Annotated in this window: 18 protein-coding genes; 1 reads left to right on the forward strand and 17 read right to left on the reverse strand. The window is 42.2% G+C overall.

The genetic code is table 11. The features are described from left to right. Positions 1-13: 13 nt before the first annotated feature. The 13 genes from FXF61_RS09595 to FXF61_RS09655 all read right to left on the reverse strand — a co-directional run bounded on the left by FXF61_RS09595 (position 14) and on the right by FXF61_RS09655 (position 13,904). Positions 14-1,141, reverse strand: a complete 1,128-nt coding sequence (locus tag FXF61_RS09595; RefSeq protein ID WP_151185048.1) for a glycosyltransferase family 4 protein — start codon at positions 1,139-1,141, stop codon at positions 14-16. 14 nt (positions 1,142-1,155) lie between these two features. Next, positions 1,156-2,178 carry an NAD-dependent epimerase/dehydratase family protein gene (locus FXF61_RS09600; RefSeq protein ID WP_151185049.1) on the reverse strand — a complete coding sequence of 341 codons (1,023 nt, stop codon included), beginning with the start codon at positions 2,176-2,178 and terminating at the stop codon, positions 1,156-1,158. Between the two features lie 36 nt (positions 2,179-2,214). Next, entirely contained in the window at positions 2,215-3,492 is a 1,278-nt protein-coding gene (gene tviB / locus FXF61_RS09605) for a Vi polysaccharide biosynthesis UDP-N-acetylglucosamine C-6 dehydrogenase TviB (protein ID WP_151185050.1), read from the reverse strand. A gap of 24 nt (positions 3,493-3,516) precedes the next feature. Then, entirely contained in the window at positions 3,517-5,454 is a 1,938-nt protein-coding gene (asnB, locus tag FXF61_RS09610) for an asparagine synthase (glutamine-hydrolyzing) (RefSeq protein WP_151185051.1), read from the reverse strand. Continuing rightward, on the reverse strand, positions 5,451-6,524 hold the full coding sequence (locus FXF61_RS09615; RefSeq protein ID WP_151185052.1) for a glycosyltransferase family 4 protein: 1,074 nt from the start codon (positions 6,522-6,524) through the stop codon (positions 5,451-5,453). Before FXF61_RS09615 ends, asnB begins: the two co-directional genes overlap by 4 nt. Continuing rightward, entirely contained in the window at positions 6,521-7,456 is a 936-nt protein-coding gene (locus FXF61_RS09620) for a glycosyltransferase family 2 protein (protein WP_151185053.1), read from the reverse strand. Before FXF61_RS09620 ends, FXF61_RS09615 begins: the two co-directional genes overlap by 4 nt. Next, complete coding sequence (locus FXF61_RS09625) at positions 7,449-8,669, reverse strand: hypothetical protein (RefSeq protein ID WP_151185054.1); 1,221 nt, start codon at positions 8,667-8,669, stop codon at positions 7,449-7,451. Before FXF61_RS09625 ends, FXF61_RS09620 begins: the two co-directional genes overlap by 8 nt. Before the next feature lie 131 nt (positions 8,670-8,800). Beyond that, positions 8,801-9,667 carry a dTDP-4-dehydrorhamnose reductase gene (rfbD, locus tag FXF61_RS09630; protein WP_151185055.1) on the reverse strand — a complete coding sequence of 289 codons (867 nt, stop codon included), beginning with the start codon at positions 9,665-9,667 and terminating at the stop codon, positions 8,801-8,803. Further along, the gene (gene rfbC / locus FXF61_RS09635; RefSeq protein WP_151185056.1) at positions 9,660-10,196 is read right to left on the reverse strand and encodes a dTDP-4-dehydrorhamnose 3,5-epimerase; all 537 of its coding nucleotides are present in this window, start codon (positions 10,194-10,196) and stop codon (positions 9,660-9,662) included. Before rfbC ends, rfbD begins: the two co-directional genes overlap by 8 nt. An 11-nt stretch (positions 10,197-10,207) precedes the next feature. Further along, positions 10,208-11,077, reverse strand: a complete 870-nt coding sequence (rfbA, locus tag FXF61_RS09640; protein ID WP_151185057.1) for a glucose-1-phosphate thymidylyltransferase RfbA — start codon at positions 11,075-11,077, stop codon at positions 10,208-10,210. Continuing rightward, positions 11,074-12,171: a dTDP-glucose 4,6-dehydratase gene (gene rfbB / locus FXF61_RS09645; RefSeq protein WP_151185058.1), complete on the reverse strand. Its 1,098-nt coding sequence runs from the start codon at positions 12,169-12,171 to the stop codon at positions 11,074-11,076. Before rfbB ends, rfbA begins: the two co-directional genes overlap by 4 nt. Positions 12,172-12,192: 21 nt before the next feature. Then, the gene (locus FXF61_RS09650) at positions 12,193-13,626 is read right to left on the reverse strand and encodes a hypothetical protein (RefSeq protein ID WP_151185059.1); all 1,434 of its coding nucleotides are present in this window, start codon (positions 13,624-13,626) and stop codon (positions 12,193-12,195) included. Positions 13,627-13,721: 95 nt separating this feature from the next. After that, positions 13,722-13,904: a hypothetical protein gene (locus FXF61_RS09655; protein WP_151185060.1), complete on the reverse strand. Its 183-nt coding sequence runs from the start codon at positions 13,902-13,904 to the stop codon at positions 13,722-13,724. Positions 13,905-14,008: 104 nt separating this feature from the next. Between FXF61_RS09655 and FXF61_RS09660 the strand changes: the two genes are divergently transcribed. Then, positions 14,009-15,004, forward strand: a complete 996-nt coding sequence (locus tag FXF61_RS09660) for an IS481 family transposase (protein ID WP_151185061.1) — start codon at positions 14,009-14,011, stop codon at positions 15,002-15,004. Positions 15,005-15,235: 231 nt separating this feature from the next. Here the strand turns inward: FXF61_RS09660 and FXF61_RS09665 are convergent, their stop codons facing one another. From FXF61_RS09665 to FXF61_RS09680, 4 genes are all read right to left on the reverse strand, one after another. Beyond that, positions 15,236-17,554 (reverse strand): restriction endonuclease, encoded by a 2,319-nt coding sequence (locus FXF61_RS09665; RefSeq protein ID WP_151185062.1) that lies wholly within the window; start codon positions 17,552-17,554, stop codon positions 15,236-15,238. 56 nt (positions 17,555-17,610) lie between these two features. After that, positions 17,611-20,394 (reverse strand): hypothetical protein, encoded by a 2,784-nt coding sequence (locus tag FXF61_RS09670; protein ID WP_151185063.1) that lies wholly within the window; start codon positions 20,392-20,394, stop codon positions 17,611-17,613. Between the two features lie 134 nt (positions 20,395-20,528). Continuing rightward, positions 20,529-21,506: an IS5 family transposase gene (locus tag FXF61_RS09675; RefSeq protein ID WP_151184888.1), complete on the reverse strand. Its 978-nt coding sequence runs from the start codon at positions 21,504-21,506 to the stop codon at positions 20,529-20,531. Positions 21,507-21,575: 69 nt separating this feature from the next. Continuing rightward, complete coding sequence (locus FXF61_RS09680) at positions 21,576-22,694, reverse strand: RNA-directed DNA polymerase (RefSeq protein WP_151185064.1); 1,119 nt, start codon at positions 22,692-22,694, stop codon at positions 21,576-21,578.

Below are 22,694 nucleotides of genomic sequence, written 5' to 3' on the forward strand. Positions count from 1 at the left end.
CAGAGTCAAACAACTAGCCTACCTGTTGGTAGATAGATAAATGCTGCTCAATAATCTGCTCAATAGAAAACGCTTCTTCAGCCAGCTTACGACCTGCGATACCCATTTTCACTCTAAGCTCAACATCCTTAACCAGCAGCTCAATCGCATTCGCTAACTCAGCAATATTTTTAGCTGCCACCAACAAGCCTGTTTTATTTGCCTCAATAGCATCACGGCAACCAGGTACATCAGTAGTGATTACTGCACGCCCACAAGCAGCAGCTTCAATCAAAACCTTAGGCAGCCCTTCACGGTACGATGGCAAAACAACAAGATTGGAGTTTTTAAAAACTGCTGCCATATCTTTCTGATAACCCAACACACTGAGGTTAGGTATGACCTTCCAAGCTTGTATATCCTTTTCCGTCGCGCTTGTAGGGTTGCCAAAATCCATATCACCAACTATTTGATAAACAGCCTCTACACCGCGACTATTAAGTAACTCAACAGCCGCAACATACTCAGCTAAGCCTTTATCAAACAGCAAGCGCGCAGCAAATGTTACAACAGGTTTACCATCTAGCATCTCGGGCAAAAACTGGTAGGCGCTCAAATCGGCACCTGAGCCTCTAATTAAAACTGTTTGCTCTGGCTTAACTGCCCCTAGATCCAAAAGCAGCTGCTTGTCATCTGGGTTTTGCAAAATGACCGTCGTCTTTTTCGAGCGCAATGCTAAACGATATAATCCAGCGCCTAATTTACGTTTCACTTCAGCTTTAATGCCTTGGGCTAAAAACAAAGTGCCCAAACCTGACACAGCAGCAACTACTTTTTTGACTGAAGTAAAACGAGAGGCGATGCCACCATACAAAACAGGCTTAATTGTCACTAAGTGGACAACATCCGGCTTAACCTTTCTTAGCAGCTGCCAAATAGCGATCAAACTGGAAAGCTCACTAAGCACACTACTTCCGCTACGCGATAATGGAATCTCATGATGGATAAAACCCATTCTAGAAATATCTGAAACTGTCTCGCCCGCCTTAGTCGCGACACACACTGTATACCCTTGCTCTTGAGCAGCTACAGCAATGGGCAGTCGGTGGGATAAAAAAAACCAAGGCTCATTTACAATAAATAGAATCTTTTTTTTATCCATTAGCAAGCATAGCCTTAACCAACATTTTTAATATACCAAGGCATCGCCTTAGCAATTCCATCCATTATTCGGTACTCAGGCGCATAGCCAAGTTTATTCGCTGCCTTACTAATATCCGCTTGCGAATGGCGTACATCACCGGCGCGGAAATCACGGTACACAGGCTGGTTTGCATAGGGTTTACCGTTCTCAGCTAATGCCGACTGTAATGCATAGAACAAGTCATTTAGCGTCGTGCGATCACCCACTGCCACGTTATAGACTTCGTTCTTCGCCTCATCAGGCGCAGTGGCAGCCAGTAAATTCATTTGCACTGTATTTTCAATAAAACAAAAATCACGACTGGTTTCGCCATCGCCATTGATAAACAGCTCTTCGCCTTGAATCATTGCTGCCGTCCACTTTGGAATCACTGCAGCGTAGGCACCATTAGGGTCCTGGCGCTTTCCAAAGACATTAAAATAGCGCAAACCAATGCAGTTAAAGCCATAGGTTTTCGCGAAAACATCGGCGTACAGTTCATTCACATACTTAGTCACCGCATAAGGTGATAAGGGCTTGCCAATGTTTTCTTCAACCTTAGGTAAAGCAGGGTGATCACCATAAGTCGAACTGCTGGCTGCATAAGTAAAGCTTGTGACCTGTGCATCACGTGCAGCAACAAGCATATTTAAAAAGCCAGTAATGTTGGCTGCATTAGTGGTGATCGGGTCAGCAATCGAGCGCGGAACCGAACCTAAAGCTGCCTGATGCAGCACATAATCCACACCCATACAGGCTTTTTGACAATCCTCTAAATTACGGATGTCACCTTCAATAAACGTAAAGCCTGCCCACTGCTCCGGCGTGACCAATCCTTGAACTTCATCAAGATTGTATTGATGCCCAGTCGCAAAGTTATCAAGGCCAATCACGGTCTGGTTGAGCTTTAATAAGTGCTCAAGCAAATTCGATCCAATAAAACCAGCCACACCGGTAACAAGCCAAGTTTTAGGCTCGCGGGTCAGACGTTTCAATAATGTGTCGTAAACAGTCATGTACTCAACCCAACCAGTGGGCCTCCTTGTTGGGTGTTATAAACGCAAATCACTTTCTTCAGCAGGCAGCAAGTACTTCAAGTCATATAAAATATGCTCTGACTTACCCAAAGCGCGAATCTCGGCAGCGCCCATCTCTTTAAATTGCTGATGACCAACCGCTAAAATAATCGCATCATAGGTCGCAGCTTCAGGCTGACTGATTGGTGTGATTGCGTACTCACGCTGAGCTTCTTCTACAGCAACCCATGGATCAAATACATCCGCCTGCACACCGTAATCTTTTAACTCAGTCACAATATCTACAATACGAGTATTGCGAAGGTCGGGGCAGTTTTCTTTAAAGGCTAAGCCCATCACCAACACACGCGCGCCTTGCACTTGAATACGCTTTTTCATCATGGCTTTAACCAACTGCGACACCACGTACTGCCCCATGCTGTCGTTAATACGACGACCAGCAAGGATGATCTCTGGGTGATAGCCAATCGATTGCGCTTTGTGCGTTAGATAGTAAGGATCAACACCAATACAGTGCCCGCCCACTAAGCCTGGACGGAACGGCAAGAAGTTCCACTTGGTACCGGCAGCTTCTAAAACAGCTTCAGTATCAATACCCATCTTATTAAAAATCAGCGCAAGCTCATTAATTAAAGCAATATTCACATCACGCTGAGTGTTTTCAATCACCTTTGCCGCTTCAGCCACTCGAATGCTTTTGGCCTTATGTGTGCCCACAGTGATGATCTCGTTGTACAGCGCATCGACAATATCGGCAATTTCTGGCGTTGAACCTGCAGTGACTTTTTTGATATTGGTCACACGGTGTTCTTTATCACCAGGATTAATACGCTCTGGGCTGTAGCCCGCATAAAAATCTTGGTTAAAGACCAAACCCGATACCCGCTCAAGTACGGGGACACAGTCTTCTTCTGTTGCGCCGGGATACACAGTCGACTCGTAAATAACGATGTCGCCTTTTTTTAGCACCTTGCCAATAGTTTCAGAGGCTTTAATTAAAGGCGTTAAATCTGGGCGTTTAAAATCATCGATGGGCGTTGGCACGGTAACAATAAAAACGTTGCAGTCTTTTAAGTCGTCCATATTCGAGGTGTAACTAAGCTGAGCGGCTTCAGCCATCTCTGCATCACTGACTTCTAAAGTACTGTCGTGACCGGCTTGCAGCGCAGCAATGCGTGGCTGATTAATATCAAAGCCGACTACGGTACGCTTTTTACCGAATTCAACGGCTAAAGGTAAACCAACGTAGCCGAGGCCGATGACGGCTAGGTTTACTTTTCTTAAATCAAACATATAAATAGACCATTTAAAATTAAATTATTGCACTTCTAACCATGCTTGAAACATAAGCACATTCCACAAATGATACTGCCAATTTTTCTTGCCACTTAAGTGTTCAAGCCACATAGCTCGAATGGGAGCAGGATAAAAGTAACCCTCCTGCTGTAAGCGACTTTCATTCAACAAAGACTCTGCCCAATCCCTTAATGGTCCACGCAGCCAGCTTGCTAACGGTATACCAAACCCTGCTTTCGGGCGCTCAATAAGTTGCTTAGGTACATGCCTGTATAACACCTGCCTTAATAACCACTTACCCTGCCCATTACGAATTTTATAATTCAAAGGCATTTTCCAAGCTAGGTCCACCACACGATGATCGAGCATTGGCACCCGCACATCTAAACTGTTAGCCATAGCAGCACGCTCAACCTTCACTAAAGCATCATCAACCATATAAGTTTGGACATCCATGGCCATCATTGAATGTTGAAGGCTATCTGTCTTAGGCCACGCTGCGGAGTCAGTTAATAAGGTAATGGGTTCTTGTGCATTAATGACCACGCTGACGGGATCAGTCCAGTGACTAGTAAGCTGTCTGTAAAATTCTTCCCCACTTGAAAGCATTAAAACTTCAGACAATTTCCGCGCTTTTTCACCTGGAATAGATAACTGTAGCTTTTTAGGCAGTATTGGCTTTGCATACTCAAATAGCCTGTCCCAACTATTAGGTGATAAAGAGCGTAAACTCCCAGCAGCGATATGACGAATAATTTTGGGCATGCGTTGTACTGGCTTCCATACTTTCTGCGCAGCGATATAACGATTATACCCACCAAACAGTTCATCTCCGCCATCACCACTTAAGACCGTTGAAACATACTGTTTAGCAAGCTGTTGAGCTAGAAAGGTTGGTATTTGCGAACTGTCTGCGAAGGGCTCGGCATAGATACTCGGTAAATGTGGGATTAAATCTAACGCATCATCTGGCTTTATATAAAGTTCGGTATGCTCAGTACCCAAAAATTTTGCGACAGCTTTTGCATGCTCTGCTTCGTTATAACCAGCCTCATCGAAACCTAAAGTAAAAGTTTTTACTGGGAGATCATTTTGAGATTGCAACAATGCAGTAATTACAGAGCTATCAACACCACCGCTTAAAAAAGCACCAAACGAATTATTATCAGAAGTTTGCTCTGTAATACTTTCTCTTAGTTGAGCTTCTAGCACATTAACTGCTTGTTCAGATGTGCCGTTAAAAGGCTCAGCAATTCCTTCCTCAACCAATTGATTCAGCGACCAATAAGGTTTAGATGAAGCGGCCTTTGACTTGCTTAAATTACCTTGGAGCGGAATTTGCAGAACATGGCCAGGCAAGAGCTTTTCGATGCCTTGATAAATACTGTAAGGAGCTGGAATATAGCAGTGACGAAGTAATAGCGTTAAGGCATCACGATTGACAACACCTTCAAACTTTGGATGTGCTTTTATTGCTGCTAGCTCAGAAGAAAAAATAAGCAAGTCACCCGACCAACCCCAATACAAAGGTTTCTCACCCATGCGATCTCGCGCTAGAGTTAATACTTTGTTTTTTTTGTCCCACACAGCAATAGTAAATTTTCCTGCTATTGAGAGTAAGGTTTTATCTATACCCAATGCAGAAATACTTGCTGATAGTATCTCAGTATCAGAAAATTCTTGGCTAGATCTATTCAGCCCTAAATTTAAAAGTTGGTTATGCAATATTAGCTGGTTATATACTTTCCCATTAAATACCAAAACATAGCGCCCACAGACTGACTCCATAGGTTGTTTATCAGCTGAAGATGAACTAGAAAAACCTAAGGCAATATGTGAGCCTTTATCAGACCATACGTTATTTAAAAAATAATTTTTATTTTTAAAATTATTAAAAACACCTGTTAAGCATAAACCAGGATCAGTCTCGTTATAAGTAAAGCCAGCAATTATGCTCATGATAAACTGCCCTTTAAGCTTTCTCTCATCACTTCTAAAAACCTAGACTTCTGTCTATTTAAAGAGTACCAATCATCAACACTTTTACGTCCTACACGCCCCATTTCCTCAAGCCGCTCAGGTCCTGCCTTCAGCATTGCATCCAGGGCACTGGACCACTCATCAATAGAACCAGCTAGCATTCCATTCTCACCTTCTCTAACAATTTCACAGTTAACACCAACTGGTGAAGCCACAACAGGAATAGCACATGCCATATATTGAATGAGTTTATAGCCACACTTACCTCGTTCCCAGGGCGAGTCAGTCAGCGGCATAATTCCAATATCGAGCTGCTGGATAGATGAAACCTCAGTAATTTCTGTCCAGGGCCAAGCTTCTACCGGTGTTCCCACAAAGTCATTTGCGTTTGCTCCGATAGCAACGAAGCGCACAGAGTATTTTTTTTGTAGTGACTCAAATACAGGCAGAAGTGGCTTTAAATAACGACTAGTTTGCGGCGTACCTATCCAACCAACTGTAATGACCTCAGGAGTTGCTTCACGCTGGCATTGATAGCGCTCTGCATCAATGACTGTAGGAATGATTTCAGCCTTGATCGCACCAGCTTTATTGGCACGTTCGGCAAGATAACTATTGCCAACTGTAACAGCACTCGACAGTCGCATTACCGTATCAATTTTTTTCCCGAGTAGTCTTCTTACTACTGGATTTTTATGGCGATCATAATTATGAAAAATCGCGTCATCATAATCGACTAAATATGGAACCCTAATAATTCGTAAAAATCTCTCTGCTAGAGCAGGCATAAACGGAAAGAGTTCTTTTTCAATGATTACAAGATCATATTTCCTTGCAGTAAACAGCAAAAATAAACGATAAAAGTAACCTTTAACAACTTCTTTCCACTTACTATTGCCACTATAAAGTGCCTGAACATAAGCATCAGAAAACAAAGGCTTAACAGCCATATCTATACCTTGTGAACTAAAGTAAGGAAGATATTGAAGAAAACGCACTCTAGAGCTTGCGCCTAGCGGTCCATATCGAGACAGTAGTAATACTTTCATGGGTTATAGCGACCGTTACCTTGGATGATATATTTTAGTGAGCCCCATAGCATCCGATATGCAGCCCATGTATGTTTAACACCGACTAAGTCACGACTTAAAAGACACCATATAGAGCGCGTAAAAGGCTCAATGAGAAGGGTAACCAATACCAGCAACCACGCTTGCCACGTAGGGAAGTGCTTGAAGCCATACAGTAAACGACTTCGCAGTGAGTAAAAGAGTCGATGTACTTTCACCTGACGAGAAGTGCCGCCACCCGCGTGAAATGCTTTTGCTTCAGTAAGGTACCAACTAGACCATCCTGCATTTTTTACTGTTTTTGAGAGATCAAGATCTTCAAGATAAACAAAAAAACGCTCATCAAACCCGCTAACCTGCTCAAAAATTTTACGACGTATTAAGTAAAAAGCACCAATGACATGATCAACCTCAGCAGAAGATAAATGATCCCAATCGTTCATGTGAACACCGGCACCCTTTAAACGGGGTAGTTTATCCAACCCTAAAGTAGATGATATTAAGCGTTTAATAGTAGGAAAACGTGCACAGGTGCGGCTTACGTTTTGCTGCTCATCAATTAATTGAATACCACAAATCCCAACACTCTGATTTTCTGACTGCTCCATGAACGTCAAAGGTACTGTAAGAGACTCAGCTTCAAGTCGTGTATCAGGGTTAAGAAATAACAAATAAGGGGACTGGCCTGCCTTAGCGCCAATATTACAGGCAGCACCGAAACCTAGATTTTCACCCGTTCGAATAACTGTAACATTTGGCATACCATCAACTGCATCAGCTGAGCCATCGGTAGAACCATTATCAACCACAACAATGCTAGATACTTCACTCTTGTTATAGTTGAGCACGGACTCCAAGCACTCTTTAAGCTGATAACCAGCATTCCAGTTTACAATTACAATATCAATCATATTGAGTCCGTTGAGTTAAATAAGCATTAATAAGAGCTAGTGGCAAAAAAATAACCCAAAGGTAATCAAACTTACCCAGGTAAGGATTAGTAGCATTCATAATCAAAAATGTACAAAGCGCAGACACTAGCGGAACAAATAACTTAGCAAAAGCACTATCTTTACGTGATATTTTAATACCTTTGACAATAATCCATAGTACTGCTGCCGCATATACAATAAACCCTATCACCCCTACATTCATCAATAATGCTAGATAAGAAAGTTCATACGCCCAAGGCTGCTCACTCGAACGCACTACGTCTGCAGCACTGCCAAGGCCATGGCCAATCAATGGTGATTGGATAAATTTACTCCAGAGGGATTCTGCCTGTAAAAATCTAAGGCCAGTAGAACTCTCTTGACTCGAAAATGCAGAAACAAACAGCTCAAGCAATGTATTCAAATCCAATTTCAGTATCAAAATTAAAATTGGAACAAAAATGAGAAAAACAAAAAAAATTTTAAATATTAAAGATAAAAACCTAGTTAAATTTAAACGAAAATAAGAAGCTTGTAAAAAAAACAATGCAATGAAGGGACCTAGTAGCATAACCAACCAAAAAGCACGTCGTGCAGAGCCTAAAGCTGCTATAACAATAAAAACCAATAGCGTATAAATAAAAACTCTTTTAAATCCTTGAAGCTCATTCCGATTAACTAAAATATAACTAAGAATAAAAGTAAAGCCGTACATAACTGTAGTCAAACTATATACTCTATAAGCAATATGACCATCGTAACTACCAAATCCTGCATCTAAAAAAACAAGCAGTGGATATATAACCCCCTCATATCCTAAATAACCAGCAAACATAACTATAAGCGAAGTAATTGTTGCTAACAGAATGCCTAAAAAAACTGCTTTCTCTAGAGCTTTTATAATATTTAGACTATGGGATAAACCAATATAAATCAAGAACAGTGCAGGCCATACAATATAAACAGTAGAGACTCGTAACGCTCCAGGTGCGTCATTAACCACACCCCAAAAAACACCAAAAAAGCCAACAACTATTGTTGCTAACCAAATATAAAATATATCTCTATTAACACTCCACTGTTTAAGTGCAAAAATGCCTGCAACGGCTGTAATCAAAGCTAAAAAAACACCACGCTGCATTTGAAAAGCTGTAGGTAGAGTTAGCATTAATACAAAAAAAATCTGGATCATAAAAATCCAAAGACCTTGCAATGAAAGCCTATTAGTTCTATTGGATTCTTTATAATATAAATTCACTTTCAAGGTATATACCATAGTTTTACAATTATAAAATTATCAGCTTAATTACTAGCCGTAACAAATTAAAAAATATCAATTATTTCTTCTGACCATTGAACTAGGGCAATACTTTGGGCTCTTTCAATCTTCCCACAATCCAAAACCGACCAAGCCGGCCTCTTCGCAGGTGTCGGATACTCAGCAGTTGTAATCGGATGCACTACAGGCTTTCGCTCCAACACTCCAGCTTTTACCGCTTGCTCAAAGATCTCACAAGCAAACTCATACCAAGTGCAAGCAGGCGAATTACTAAAATGGTAAACACCCCAAGGTAATGTTCTCTCAGCCACGTATTTCTCAGCCAATTGCCACAAAACTTCTGCAATACTTCTAGCGCTGGTTGGGCAGCCATATTGATCGGCTACCACAGATAGCTCTTCACGCTCTTTTCCTAAGCGCAACATAGTTTTTACAAAGTTATTACCTGTCGCACCAAACACCCAGCTGGTGCGTAGAATAATATGCTTAGCGTGGGTGCGCTCTAAAGCTTGTTCGCCAGCCAACTTACTTGCGCCATAAACGCTTTGTGGGTTAACAGTGTCAGTTTCTTTATAAGGAGTGCTAGCTTGTCCATCAAAAACGTAGTCAGTTGATATATGGAACAGTGGGATATCTGCGTCATAAGCAGCCTGAGCTAGCAAGGCAACGGCTTTTTCATTCACTGCAAAAGCTGTTTCAATATCACTTTCTGCTTTGTCTACTGCTGTATAAGCCGCGGCATTAATAATCAAATCAGGCTTGTATTGCGCCATTACAGCAGTTACTTGCTGCTGATTAGTAATATCTAACTCGTTAGAACCCAAACCAATCACTGTAAACCCAGCAGGAGCAGCTTTAACCAATTCACTACCCACTTGGCCTTTTGCACCTGTAACAAGAACTTTAAACATGCAAATCTTTTAACCCTGGGTAGTGTTTATCTTTTTCTGACAGCTGTACTTCTGTAAGCGGCCAAGCGATATTCAGCATTGGGCAATCCCAAGCCACGCCACCTTCATCGGAAGGGTCATAGTAGTCAGTGCACTTATACACAAAATCGACTTCATCACTTAGCACGACAAAACCATGCGCATAACCTGGCGGCACCCACAGCTGACGATGATTATCTTCAGACAACTCAACACCCACATATTGGCCATAGGTTGGTGAGCTAGGATCAATATCAGCGGCTACATCATAGACAGCACCGCGAGTTACGCTGACTAATTTGCCTTGTGGTTTAGTCTTCTGAAAATGTAAACCACGCAAAACACCCTTGCGAGAACGGGAGTGATTGTCTTGTACAAAAGGCTGGATAATACCTGCCATGGCTGCGTAGCGTTCAGCGCTATAAGTTTCTTTAAAAAAGCCCCGGTGATCGCCGAATACTTTTGGCTCAATGATTTTAACGCCATGCAAGGGCGTATCTATTACATTCATGGTGATATGACCTATTTCTCTTGTGCCAAACGTAGAAGGTATTGACCGTAGCCTGTTTTATTTAGCTGCTGACCTTGTGTGACTAACTGCTCACGGGTTAGCCAGCCTTTGTTAAATGCAATTTCTTCTAAACATGCAATTTTTAAACCTTGGCGATGCTCAACAGTTTGCACAAACATACTTGCTTCTAGCAGGCTTTCATGTGTGCCTGTATCTAACCATGCAAAACCGCGCCCTAGCAGCTCAACATTTAAATCTCCACGTTCTAAATAAGCCTGATTGATTGAAGTAATCTCTAACTCACCGCGTTCAGATGGTTTTACAGCTTTAGCGATTTCAACAACATCATTGTCATAGAAGTACAAACCTGTAACAGCATAGTTAGATTTTGGCTGTAATGGCTTCTCTTCAATGCTGAGCGCCTTACCTTGCTCATCAAATTCCACCACGCCAAAACGCTCAGGATCAGTCACTAAATAGCCAAAAACAGTAGCTCCTGAAGGACGGTTAACAGCTGCTTGTAATTGTTTAGAAAAACTCTGGCCGTAGAAAATATTATCGCCCAATACAAGACAAACAGAATCAGTACCAATAAAGTCTTCGCCGATAATAAAGGCTTGTGCAAGGCCATCGGGAGACGGCTGCTCTGCATAACTCAAATCAATGCCATAATCAGAACCATCACCCAGTAATTTTTTATATCCTGGTAAATCTTCAGGCGTGGATATAACTAACACCTCACGAATACCTGCCAGCATAAGTACCGACAATGGGTAATAAATCATCGGCTTATCATAAATAGGCAATAACTGCTTGGAAACGCCCTTGGTAATAGGGTGTAAACGCGTACCAGATCCGCCTGCTAAGATGATGCCTTTCACGAATGATCTCCTAATCTTTCTAAACGATAGCTGCCATCTAACACACGCTGCCACCAATCTTTATTGTCTAAATACCATTGCACTGTTTTGCGCATACCCGTTTCAAAAGTTTCTTCAGGCACCCAGCCCAAATCACGCTCAATTTTGCTGGCGTCAATGGCATAGCGCACATCATGACCGGCACGGTCTTTAACAAAAGTGATTAAATCTTCATATTTGCTAACATTCGCAGGCTTCTGCTCAGGTGCTAGCTCTTCAAGCAGGCCGCATAATATACGAACCACATCAATATTGCGCACTTCGTTGTGACCGCCAATATTATAGGTTTCGCCAACCTGACCTTCAGTAGCCACCTTAACCAGTGCACGCGCATGGTCCTCTACATACAGCCAGTCGCGAATTTGGCTGCCGTCACCATAAACCGGCAAAGGCTTACCCGCTAACGCATTAAGAATAATGTGTGGCACTAATTTTTCAGGGAAGTGATAAGGGCCGTAGTTGTTTGAGCAGTTGGTGACGAGAATCGGCAAGCCATAGGTACGATGCCAAGCACGTACTAAGTGGTCTGAGCTAGCTTTACTAGCTGAATATGGCGAACTTGGCGCATAAGCTGTTGTTTCGGTAAACAAGTGTTGAGCCGCTTCTGCAGGATCTGCAAACTCATCAGGATGTGGTAAGTCACCGTAAACTTCATCAGTACTGATGTGATGAAAGCGGAAAGCTTGTTTAGCATCACCTTCTAGCTTGTTCCAATAAGCGCGAGCGGCTTCTAATAGATTATAAGTACCGACGATATTTGTTTGAATGAAGTCACCTGGGCCATCAATTGAGCGGTCCACATGACTTTCGGCTGCTAGGTGCATGACTACATCGGGTTGATGTTCTTTAAACACTCGATCAAGCTCAGTACGGTTACAAATATCAACCTGTTCGAAAGCGTAGCGTGGACTATCGCTTACCGATAAGCAAGATTCTAAGTTACCTGCATAGGTGAGCTTGTCGAGATTAACAAGTGAGTGGTCAGTATGTTGTAGCAAGTGGCGTACGACTGCAGAGCCGATGAAGCCTGCACCGCCGGTGATTAAAAGTTTCATTTCGGCCCCCTAGTAGAATTTCTATCTATATTTGACATATTGATAAACTGCAAAAAATGACATCTTTATTATTGACAAAGGTTTTGCCAAAAATAAAGATTTCAAAAAAAATATTCTATCTAATTTATATAAAAAAATTAAAGATCTAGCAGAAAAAGTAAATCTTTTCTTATGAAAATCTCTTATCCCAGTATCCTCTATATACTCAATCATTGGATTTGAATATATCTCACCAGTATCTATGGCACCTACAAATCTTTTTTTAACCTGACTAAATCCATGCACAGAAAAAATACGCTCTTGAATACTTATAATCTCGTCTTGTCTTGGCGGGTTCCTAAGCATATCAATAACTTCAGCACAACTCTTTTTCTTAACACACTCTAATGGTGTGTACCCAAAAAAATCAGACTTCAATCCAATACAAGGTATACCCTGAATAAATTGCTCAACAAAAGCTGTACCACCTGGCATTGGGTAACTATCTATATAGTAATCCGCCTCACTCGTAGCTCTTATGTAATCATCATAAGGTAGTGACCTATAGGTAATTAATCTTTTACAAAACCTAAGCTTCGGAATCCACCACCAATAGTTTTTAAAAATATTTACTCCAATGATTTTTATTGATGAATTACTTTTTTCAGTCAAAATCATATAGAGTAGCGGGAATATTTTAGATTTCCTGCAAGGCTTATACTTAACGTATGATGCAGCACTGATAAAATTAGTTGCATTATCTAGCTTCGGATACTCTACTCTATCAAAAAAAATAGAGTCTGGTTTATTTATAGGTATACCTATAAATGTTTTTTCCCCTTTAATATTTCTAAGCTTATCAACCTCCCTGCCATACAAACTTATTTCAAACCAAAAATCAGCTACCGATGCACCATATGTAAAAGCATGATCAGCATGGTTCACAAAAAAAACCTTCAAACTATTTTTTAATTTTTTTGCAATCCCACAGGCTATAACTGAAAATATGTCCTCAGGGTGTATATTAAGTATTAATCTATTATAATTAACTAACTCCTTAACTAACCTGTTAACATACTCAGTGGACTCCTCATCTCGAGACCTATAAAGAGTATTTATTTGGGAAAAATAGGCACCTAATCGTTGTTTTGTAAAATTATCAGCACCTCTAGTGATAAGAAGATGTTTTTCACTATCAATCATAAGACTTAGATTTTCCATAAGCCTTGTATGTCCGCCAGTGATATATGGCTGAGTTACCAAGAACAAATCACCCTTATTTTCAAATTCTTGAAAACAAAAAGAATTATTTTTTTGAGTTACACGTTCTATTAAATATTCTTCAATTAAAGAGACGTCAAAAAAAGGAAGCTCATTATAAAAAAGAAACTCCCCAAAATAATAAGCAAGGTCAATTGAATCCTCAATATCAGATTCTTTTATTTTATCTTTAAAGATGTTTACTATATTATTCATTCAATATACTTATAATTATCTAATTAATTATTCAAACTATACTGCAACAAGTGTTTTTTAGAGATAGATTTGAGTATCGTATATAAATCTCATAATTATTTCATATTACTTAGTACTGTCTTACCAATAAACACACCCATCACCACCCAATAAATCACATAGTTAATTGCATGCGCAATGGCGACACCTTCCAAACCGTACATACCTGTTAAAAAATACGTCCAGCCATAAAACCCTGCTGCAAACACAATTTCACTGGCAATAAATAACTTCATCATGGCTTTACCTAGCTGTAGAGTGCCGGATGATCAAATGAGTTTTAGGAGTTATCCTTTACTCGTTGCAAGAGAGCTAATCCAGAAGGTTTTCCGGGAGCATACCCATGAACATCAAGCTACATAAACAAGCTACAACAACGCCAAAAATTAGAGCTGAGATACAACAAGCACCAGCTAGCACCAGCGATTTAGCGCTGGCACGTAAATATGGCGTATCAGACTCTACAATTCGTCGCTGGCGTTATCGTACCGATGTTTATGACCGCTCGCATACTCGTCATAACTTGCTGGCAACTTTAAGCCCTCATCAAGAAGAGGTTTTGATTGTTGCCCGTGATTTTCTACGCTTGAGTCTTGATGACTTGTTGGTTGTAGCGCGTGAATTTCTTCATCCAACTCTTTCACGTTCTGCACTCGCACGCATGCTGAGAAGAAGGCAGGTGCCCACCTTGGCGCAGCTGCGAAAACAAGATCAAGAGAATGAGCAAGACTCAGAACCCAAGCATAAGCCCTTCAAGGATTATGAGCCTGGTTTTATCCATATAGACATCAAATTCTTACCGCAAATGCCTGATGAGAAGCAGCGCCGCTATTTGTACGTCGCCATCGATCGTGCAACGCGCTGGGTGTATCTCGAAGTATTACCTAGCCAGTCCGCCAAAGACGCTGAGCGCTTTATGAAGCGTGTAATCGACAAAGCACCGTTCAAGATCCAGAAGGTTCTTACCGATAACGGCAAGTCCTTTACTGACCGTTTTACAGCAGGTGGTGAACGTAAACCCACGGGCAACCATCTATTTGACTTGGTATGCGAGAAGCACAGTATAGAGCACCGCTTAATCAAGCCGGGTCGACCGCAAACCAACGGTATGGTCGAGCGCTTTAATGGCCGCATCAGTGATGTTTTAGCAACTCGCAGGTATGATTCATCCGAAGATTTAGAGCAAACTTTAAAGCGCTATTGCTGGGTGTACAATCACCATATTCCACAGCGAGCTCTTCACCATCAAACGCCCATTGCAACAATGAAAGAATGGCAAGAAAAGAGACCGGATTTATTTTATAAGAACGTTATTAATCATGCGGGACCTGACACCTAGCATCAGGTAAGCAAGTATCCAGCTGCCAATTTTCAACGTATCACCCACCAGCTGCAACAACAGCATCATGCCCTAACTCAATTAAACCCTCTTTAAGGTTTTTGTGTAGCGCACTAAATTCACCGAGCAATAATATTTTCACCAAACTTTTCCTTTCTATCAAAAACGATGCTATAACTTAATAACATTTCTTAAATCGCTATGTTACTCAACATAAATAATAATTATATATTAAGTATGCAACCCAGCACACTCACTGCCAAGTCTTGAAAAAAGTGATTCAACATTTTCTGTTAGTAAGCTTATCTGTAAATTAAACTCTGCTAAGTCTTCTTGATGATCAGGTCTCTGATAATATGTTACGGAATCACTAAATATAGACTCATCACCAGCAAACGAGTCATCAATCTTTGAGTAAATGTGATATTTTTGATCACTTATATTTGCGCCTGTCGCTTCTTCTATTCGGTATAAGTCGTGCATTATAGCATCTAAAAAGTCTGCATCGTTTGCTCTATCAATTTCTTCAGAGCAGACACTTAATAGCTTGCGGATAAATTTACGTTTCTGCTGCTTAAAGAGTCGCTTTGCTTTGGGCTCTTGCTGATAAAACTCAGCAAGTGCTGCGGCATCTTCACTGTTATTTAAGTTATCCATAGCCAGCAGCCAGATCCTCTCTTGCTGATCAACTGCTAAATAACGCGTCAAGTCCAAAAGCTCTTGCATGCCACCTTGTAACAAGAGGCCTTCCCAGCTCTGCGCATCTGAAGGCAGTAAAAATTGTATCTGCTGTAAGGTTGCTTCAGCTTGCTGTGCATTACTCATCACTGTACGCCAAAGCTTGGTAAGCCGAGCCCCGAAACTATCCGGCTGATTTACCCATTGCAATGCACCATCACCATTTGTGAAGGTCTGCATTAGCTTGCTACTGTGCTGGGGCAGCAACTCTATCAGTTTATGCATCAAGTGTTCGCGCTGTTTTGCGCTAATGGCAATTGGATGCTTTGATGGAGCTGTCACTTTAAAATGATCAAGCCCCCAATCAAAATGTTCTAAGCTGTTGATCAACGCATCAATAAGTGGTGGGTTATCCGCAATATTTTTATGTAAAAAATCAATTAAACTCGGGTTAGTAGGGTTAAGCCAAATATCACCCAGATGCTGCTCTGTTTTTATAAATGTAGGTTCTAGCTCAATCAGCGCTCTATCAAAGCTATTAAATGGTGCAAGGCGATTTTGCACTTGAGGATAAAGCGTATGGAAAGCACGCTTTAGCTCAGTGACATTAGCGTACTTACCAGCAATCGCACACAGATACAGCAAACATTGTGCCTCAGGACTCAAGCGTTGAAACACCTGCTGCCACAGTTGGTGCTGGCCTTCGAGTCCGGTTTTAATATGCTCAGCCAGTTGTGTGGCGGGTATATCAGGCAGCCTGCTGCACAGCATTTTTAACAGCCGCGGTGAAAAGTTGCTGGATTTTATTAGGGGCCAATACAGCTTATCCTGCACCAGTTGTGCTATTTGCTCAGTATCTAAGTTTGCTTTGCGCAGCAGGTTGTAAACCAACTCGACACGAAACCTTGCGTTGTTATGCTCAATATACACAGCACGCTGACACAGTTCAGCAATCAGCGGTTGGCTATCTTCAATTTGCGCAAGCGCCTGTTCAAGTATGTAGTTACGCGTGGTGAATAAGAGTTTAAGCCGCTCATTGGCACGCTGCGCGGTACGCAATAAAGCCTGCCAATCGCGCTGAAACGCAAGTATGCCATCATCATGCAAAAACGTAGCGCCTAAAAAATCATCCATTACGATAATTTGAGGGCTATCAGTACGGATCAGTTGTAGCGCTTGCTCAAAATTACGGTCATCAATCCAAATCAGCTCTGCCTGGGGTGTTTCGAGCAGGTGACGTAAAGCTATTTGCCCAGCGGTGGCACTCTTGCCGATGCCGGGGTCACCCACAATCAAGCAACTGTTCTGCGTAGCTAGTTGCTGATTGATTGCATGCTCGGCACTGTGCGCAACATAACTTTTGGACTCGTGAATAATACGCTCGTATGTGGCCTCGGCGCGTATGTAATGCGCACGTTGCAAATACTGGGTTAATTGTTCGACACCATGCAACCATAACCGATGATGTTTTCGGTAAATAGCAGGGTACTGGTGAAGTAACGCATCTAAATCTTCTGCGCCGTAAATATCGCCCGTAGATAAAATAAACGGCCCCATGACTTGCTGAATGGCTGCTTTATTTGCTGGGCTTAACGAGCACGCAGTAACCAAAAAGTAGCGGGCTGGAGTCTGGGGCAGTTGCAGCATTTTTTTCTGCTCATGCTCCATTTGCCGTAACAGTGCTTTTACATCTCGATAGCGCTTAGCCTGCACTATCCATATACCACCATCGTTTGTTAAAAACTTACCATCTACCCCACCATCGCGCCCTTCACCGTAACGTTCGAAATGCACAGAGTGCAGCGCAGATAAGATATCGGCGGCGAGGGTTTCGAAGTCGCTGGGTGAGAGGGATAAGTAATTATTGGGCATAATATTTTAAATGCTGACGTTATTTATAGAGCACGCAATTTCTATCTTTTTCATTGCTAAACTTGCACAACACCCGCAGGCGGAGCCTTGATTTTTATATCCGACACCATCCCACGCCCTACCGCATCTCTTCTAAAGTCGAACATGTTCATCTCGAAGGTATTTATAGTGACTTGGTTTTTTCCCGTTGTATGAGCTATTAAGCGCTCATGGCGCTCTTGATAAGGTGCCATCACGTAAGAGCCACCGTACTCACCTGTATTAACTAACACTATGTGCTGATACATATGAAAATGCAGCGCATCCACCATTGAGTTAAACGTGTTTACGTCTTTATTCAGTGCGGGGATGAGCAGGGCATTACTTTTATCAGAGAGGTCAGCACTGAGCCTTATATCTGTGGCATCGTAACAAATCGCGCCAGTCAGCATAAAACCCTTGTGACCTGGATATTTAGGATGACGCAGCTCTAACATCAGTTGATAGGGTCGCCAAGGCTTAATATTAAGCTTTTGCTCGCCTGCAGTCATGTGCTGCTTACCTTGAAAGCGACAGATTTCATTCTGATTGCCATTGTGCTTTCTGGGCACAATCCAAATCGCATTGTTATTTGGTCCACTAATATTGGGCTGATCCATAAACCCAAGACCAGCAAAAATAATAGCGCGTGTTTTGCGTGAAAGCTGCACCAGTATATTTAAGTCATCTTCGTGTACAGCCAACTCTGGAAAAACAATTAAATCAATATCCTGTTCACGCTCACCATCTTTAGACTCTTCCGTGCTTTGTGTACTGATATGCTTGAGCACGAGTTCAGCAACGCGAGCTATATGCCGACGGTGCTTGGTACGGTATAGCGGATTATTTAAGTAAAGATCTGCAGCAAAATCAGCCTGTTTGGGGAGCTTAGACTGCACCATCGCAACGGTTAAACTGTGCTTATCAGTCTTTGACCAAGTAGGTGTTATTAACTCTGATAGCACCGGCATGGCAGATAACTGACAGTAGTTTAGCTTTAAGTTTTCCAATTGTTCTTTTAGTAGTTTCTCAACATTTTTAATGCTGAGTTCTATAGGCCAATCATAACCTTGCTCATTAACGCGTATCCCTGGCCATTTTAATAGCTTGGTTATAAGCGTAGTGAGCCAACCTGAAACCTGTGCCCCTTCACCCGCCAAGGACTCGGGAGTCGTAAACAAACCGATTTGTCGTTTAAATTGAGTGGATTTCAAGCCTCGATAACCCGCCCTCGCTGCATAGCTATTACCAAAGCCTGTAACATCTTTACTGCTGGCCAGTGCAGCGCGGATGACGAAAGCAATCAGTCGTAAAGCTCTCTGTTCTTCTTGCGCAAAACCTGAGTTGTTAGCTGTCAAGTTCTCAGCTAGCGGTACGATTGCAGTTTGATAATTCAGCTGATCTATGGTCAATGCTTTATCAATATCTGCGTAAGTCGGCGGGTTTGAATACCCATCAAACTTCACGCAAGTTCGGCTCAGATCAATCAGCTTATCTTTCAGCTCGTCCTTTGGACTCCACGCACCAATTAACGCCAGCATCAGCTTGATAGCCATTATTTCGCTAGCAAAAGGATTGTCGGCTCTTGTGATCAGTTGAACAATACTTTGCTTTTCAGTGATTTTATTCAAGGGCTTATTAGACGGCTTGATATCTAAATACAGAACCTTTTTCAGCGCCCTAATCGCATCACTTTCAACCCACTTATACTTTAACTGCGCAGCATTCGAGACGAGGCTCTGCACCAGCTCAGCATTCTGTATAGCCAACGCTTGAATGATGCTGTCAGAGTTACTGTTTTTCTCTAACAGCTCATTAGCTGCACGTAAATAGGGCGCGGTATACTCTATCAACTGATGAGCAAGCAACAAACATACAGACACTTCTTTTTCATCAAGCTGAGTACTGATATTTCTAAAGCCTATAGCCAGCTTAAATATCAGATCCTGCTGACTATCCTTTGTAGATTTTTCCAGTAACGTATCCAACCGAACAAGAAGCAAAAACCGTGCTTGCCTAACAAGCATTTCTTCAGTGTTTTCATCAGCCAGTAAGTCAGCAGCCTTTTTTTGTAGAATCGCAAAAAAACCCTCTACATCTGCTTGTGCTGGAATTGTTTGCGGATCTTTACTGTGGATAACAGTAGCTGAATGACGAAAAACCTCAGCCAATAAATACCGCATAACGGCTTGTTGCTTTTCTACAACCAGCTTCTGCGCTCCACGGCCACGTTTTTTAAAAATAAAATCGAACTGCTCTAAAACAGGCTCTAGTAGCCTAGGACTAGGAAAAAGCTCTAAACCTTTTTTCAACAATAAAGTTAAAGCAGGGTCCTTGCTCCAGCATGCAATCAAACGCCGAGCAAGACGCTCTTGTAAATAATCCCAGTCGCCAGCAATAGGATTACCGTTACTATTCGTTTCACGCGCAGTAAAGTGGCGAATATCGCTCAGTGTGCTAGCTATTTTATTGGCTGCAAAGCGTCGTAACGTATCTTCTCTTACGTCAAAGCTACTGCGCTCTATATTGGCCAAGCGGTTTACTGTGCACTCACCATTATCCTGCTCAGGTAGGTCTGTGGCGGAAAGCGCTAAAAGCATCTCTAGTTGATTGAGCTGCTCAAAGGATTCGTCAAATGACTGTGGCCCACTGGCTTTAGATTGAATATCATTTAACTGTTTAGATATTCCAGTTTGTTTACCACGGTAAACAGTGATTTTAGTTTTTTTATCGTTTAGCGAAATTTCTAATCCAAGCTTATTGAACAGCTTATCTATATAGCTGTGTAGGATCTCTTTTAAGGAAACGCTGAATAAAACCAATCAAACCAGCCAATCCATGCGGATTTAAAATTCAGCTCTTAAATTTCAACTTCAGGGCCATAAAAAACCTTTTTATCAGCAGTTTTACCCGTTTTTGCTGCTTTTCCCGGCAGCTTACCGGTTTTTAGGCGGATTTATCCCGCCAACGGCATACATCGCTTCGACAAAAACAGGTTTGCCAAGGCAAACAGGCTATAGAGATGGGCTGTGTTTTTCGCCAAGCCACGGTAGCGAGTCTTGCGGTGACCAAAGTGCACTTTGACCCAGTAAAAGGGATGCTCAACCTTGGCGCGTATCCGGCTCTTTAATTTTTCGATTTTGTCAGCCAGTTGACCTTCTTCTGTGCCGCTATCGCGCAGCTTTCGACGCTTTCCATGGCGCATGGCTACCACCCACTCCACATCTTTATCCTTATTTTCTTCCCGTTTGTCAGCCCCCAGATAACCAGAATCACCGTATACCTGCTGTTCCTCGCCGTGTAGCAAAGCATGAGCTTGGTTCACGTCGTGCACGTTGGCCGCAGTGGTGACCAGTGTGTGCACCAAACCGCTAGCCGCATCAGCACCGATGTGAGCTTTCATGCCAAAGTAATACTGATTGCCTTTCTTAGTGGAGCGCATTTGCGGATCACGGCTTTTACTCTTATTCTTGGTGGAAGGTGGTGCGGCAATAATTGTAGCGTCAACCACCGTGCCTTCCTTGAGGTACAAGCCCTTGCTCGCCAGTTGGTAATTGACCGCAGCAAAAATTTGTTGAGTCAGGCTGTGAGTTTCCAGCAGACGACGAAAACGCAACAAAGTGGTCGCATCCGGCACGGCATCACGCCCAAGATCAATACCCATAAACAGCTGAATTGCTGCGCTGTCATAAACGGCATCCTCAGTTCCTTCATCGGAAAACCCCATGACCTGCTGTAGAATGTACATACGTAACATGCGAGAAAGCCCCATAGTCGGACGACCTCGTTTGCCGTCAGATTTCGGATAGTACGGCTCAATCACTGATTCCAGAACAGACCAAGGCACCAGAGTTTCCAGATCCATCAACAGTCGATCCCGACGGGTTTGCTTCTTTTTGCTGACGAACTCGGCTTCGGCGAAAGTGATTTGCATGACTGTGGACTCGATACTAATTACGGATTGGACTATTTTACCAAAGGCTGCAGCCCGCTTGGGGTTTGTTCAGTGTTTCCTTAAATCTTTAAATGAAAGACCTGCTCTAGATCTAGGGCCAATAACAACCAAGCGCATGTCGTCTACATAACGACAATAATCTATTAACTTAAAGCTAGCGTAATCTAAATCTTGAAAGTCTGGCTGTGTTTCCTCTATCCATTCCTGCATAGAGTTGCTGAGGTCTTTACCCAAGACTTTCTGCAACTGCTCATCAAATTCAAGCATGTATATATTTGATAAGAAACCACCAGCAACCAAGCCTTGCGGAATGCCCTTAGGCGGCGTTTTTACCTCCTCTGTCCTACAAACCGGGTAGGCTTTATCTGTACCACTTTTCCACTGCCAGTTATCAAACCTAGCAAGTAGATTATCCACAGCAGAGCTTGCATCAGTATTTAATTCACTCGGTTTGAAAGCTTTTATTCTTTCAACCAATTTGACACGGTCAATTTTGTCAAAAAACTGTTTCAGATCCAGTTCAACAAGGTAAACCTCTTCATCAGGTAGTTTTTCAGTAACTTGCTGTTGTGCAAAATAATAAGGCCGCTCTAAAAACTTACGATAGTCAGTAAAATATTTACTGTAGATCGTGGTTGCACCGAAATTATGCTCTGCATGACCATCGTCATCATAAATGCAATAGAGTCGATTACCGTAATTAACAACTCCTTTTTCATGCACCTGCTCATATTCAGTAGCAGGGTTACCTTGTTTAGTTTCAACCTGATTTGCTAAACACATAAGCAACAAGGTGAAGTAGGTTTGTTCTTGAATACTAATATGCGCTAAGGGCCGTAGACTTAACTCATCTGTGGATTTTGGCTGCCAAATTAAGCATGGCTTTTTATTGCCCTTTGGCTTCTTAAAAGTCCATTCACAGCTTTTAGGTGCGGGCACTAACTGCAACGGAGTTAATGGGGCTACATCTCTGATTTCACGCGCCCACTGCACGCACTTCTCGGACAAAAGCAGTGACGACTTATCCAGCTCAAAATTATCTGCATACCAGTTTGTAGTACGGATATAGCTATGTGCTTTCTTCCACGCTAAAGCCATTAGCAAAGGATCAGTAAGGTACTCATCCGTCAGCTCTAAGCTCGCTATGTCGTATTTCGACGTATGCAT

The sequence above is a fragment of the Pseudomonas sp. C27(2019) genome (assembly GCF_008807395.1).
Taxonomy (GTDB): domain Bacteria; phylum Pseudomonadota; class Gammaproteobacteria; order Pseudomonadales; family Pseudomonadaceae; genus Denitrificimonas.

Bases quoted from the DNA above. Each gene is read 5' to 3' on its own strand.
- rfbD (WP_151185055.1), bottom strand. From the start codon at position 9,667: ATGTTTAAAGTTCTTGTTACAGGTGCAAAAGGCCAAGTGGGTAGTGAA.
- FXF61_RS09675 (WP_151184888.1), bottom strand. From the start codon at position 21,506: ATGCAAATCACTTTCGCCGAAGCCGAGTTCGTCAGCAAAAAGAAGCAA.
- rfbB (WP_151185058.1), bottom strand. From the start codon at position 12,171: ATGAAACTTTTAATCACCGGCGGTGCAGGCTTCATCGGCTCTGCAGTC.
- asnB (WP_151185051.1), bottom strand. From the start codon at position 5,454: ATGAGCATAATTGCTGGCTTTACTTATAACGAGACTGATCCTGGTTTA.
- FXF61_RS09655 (WP_151185060.1), bottom strand. From the start codon at position 13,904: ATGATGAAGTTATTTATTGCCAGTGAAATTGTGTTTGCAGCAGGGTTT.
- FXF61_RS09620 (WP_151185053.1), bottom strand. From the start codon at position 7,456: ATGATTGATATTGTAATTGTAAACTGGAATGCTGGTTATCAGCTTAAA.
- FXF61_RS09615 (WP_151185052.1), bottom strand. From the start codon at position 6,524: ATGAAAGTATTACTACTGTCTCGATATGGACCGCTAGGCGCAAGCTCT.
- rfbC (WP_151185056.1), bottom strand. From the start codon at position 10,196: ATGAATGTAATAGATACGCCCTTGCATGGCGTTAAAATCATTGAGCCA.
- FXF61_RS09600 (WP_151185049.1), bottom strand. From the start codon at position 2,178: ATGACTGTTTACGACACATTATTGAAACGTCTGACCCGCGAGCCTAAA.
- tviB (WP_151185050.1), bottom strand. From the start codon at position 3,492: ATGTTTGATTTAAGAAAAGTAAACCTAGCCGTCATCGGCCTCGGCTAC.
- FXF61_RS09625 (WP_151185054.1), bottom strand. From the start codon at position 8,669: ATGATCCAGATTTTTTTTGTATTAATGCTAACTCTACCTACAGCTTTT.
- FXF61_RS09650 (WP_151185059.1), bottom strand. From the start codon at position 13,626: ATGAATAATATAGTAAACATCTTTAAAGATAAAATAAAAGAATCTGAT.
- FXF61_RS09680 (WP_151185064.1), bottom strand. From the start codon at position 22,694: ATGCATACGTCGAAATACGACATAGCGAGCTTAGAGCTGACGGATGAG.
- FXF61_RS09595 (WP_151185048.1), bottom strand. From the start codon at position 1,141: ATGGATAAAAAAAAGATTCTATTTATTGTAAATGAGCCTTGGTTTTTT.
- FXF61_RS09665 (WP_151185062.1), bottom strand. From the start codon at position 17,554: ATGCCCAATAATTACTTATCCCTCTCACCCAGCGACTTCGAAACCCTC.
- FXF61_RS09660 (WP_151185061.1), top strand. From the start codon at position 14,009: ATGAACATCAAGCTACATAAACAAGCTACAACAACGCCAAAAATTAGA.